Source organism: Allobosea sp. P1_A7, from assembly GCF_056406775.1.
In genome coordinates this window covers 1-1,325 of sequence record NZ_JBFTZN010000569.1, presented here as the reverse complement: position 1 = coordinate 1,325, position 1,325 = coordinate 1, and the positions used below count along the sequence as shown (strand labels likewise).

Here is a 1,325-nt window from a genome sequence, read left to right as displayed (position 1 = left end):
ACGAAGACCGCCACACCATGCCATCAGATCCAGAGCCGACAGGTCAATCTAGGGGTGCGTGATTTGCCGAGGCAATCACAGCCTTACACACGACCTTGCCAGGCTCTCGTCCCAGCGACGGGACCTCAGATGAAGCGGCGCCGATCCTGGTCCGCTTCGAAGATGTGAATCTCCCTCATGCCGCCAGAGTGGCCTTGTTCCAGCGGAACTCGGTGGCGTCGACCCACATGCGGTGGAGCACAACGCCCAGCTTGCGCGCGAGCGCCACCTTGGCGCGCTTCATGCCGCGGCGCTGCGCTACATCGAGCGCCCAACGCTTGAGGCTCGAGAAGCGGGTCGCCCGCGTCAGCATAATATGCGCCGCCTCGAAAAGCGCGGTTCGCACCATGGTGTCGCCGACTTTGCTGACGCCGCCGTCCCGGTTCGTCTCGCCTGACTGATACTTCTTGGGCGTCAGCCCGAAATAGGCGCCAACCGTGCTGGATTTCCCAAACCGCGCAGGATCATCCACCGCCGAGCGATAGGTCAGGGCGACCAGCGCGCCGACGCCCGGGGTGGACATCAACCGGTGGCAGACCTTGTCGGCGCGCGCGATCTTCAGCATCTCGCGATGAAGCTTCGTGAACTCGCTCCACAGCGCCGCGCGCGCCGCCAGCATCGCGCCGATCACCGTCTCCAAGACGACGTGGCCCGAGGTCAGTTCGCGGATGCGCGCCTCGAACCGGCCCCGGCTGACGTCGCCGACCTTCAACCCATACCCGCGCAGGATGCCACGGATGCTCAGTTCGACGTCGAGAAGCTTGCCTTGCAGAAGCTTGCGGCCAACCAGAAGCGCCCGGGTATCCTGGGAGTTCACCGATTTCGCGTGGACCGCGCGATACCAGCCCATCCGCAGCAGTTGCGCGATCCCGCGGGCGTCTTTCCGATCGGTCTTCACCGTCATCGCCGAAAGCGCCGCCTTCACGTGACGGGTCTCCAGTAAAACGACCTCACGGCCAGCAGCGACAAGAGCTGCGTGCAGCCACTGCGAGAGCGGCCCAGCCTCCAGGCCAATGCGAACGACGGGCAATTCCAGCTCGGCGAAAAACTCAACAAGCGCCTCGGGCTCGCTGGCGACCTTGATCTCGCGGGCGATCTTACCCGTCGCATCGACCACGCACACGCTGCTCTCTGTCAGAGAGACATCGATTCCAGCATAATGCTCCACGGCTGTTCCTCTCATGATGCTTGAGGCCGATCGCTCGGACCTCGTTTTCAACACCATCATTCTGAGGGACAGCCACCCAAAATGGCTATTCGAAGCGCCGGCCCATTACGGCATCTAG

The 1,325-nt window shown here is 63.3% G+C and carries 1 protein-coding gene; it reads right to left on the bottom strand.

Features of this window, described 5'->3' with window-relative positions:
* Window positions 1-175: 175 nt before the first annotated feature.
* Window positions 176-1,207 (bottom strand): IS110 family RNA-guided transposase, encoded by a 1,032-nt coding sequence (locus AC1D34_RS37650; protein ID WP_441493890.1) that lies wholly within the window; start codon window positions 1,205-1,207, stop codon window positions 176-178.
* Window positions 1,208-1,325 lie beyond the last annotated feature (118 nt).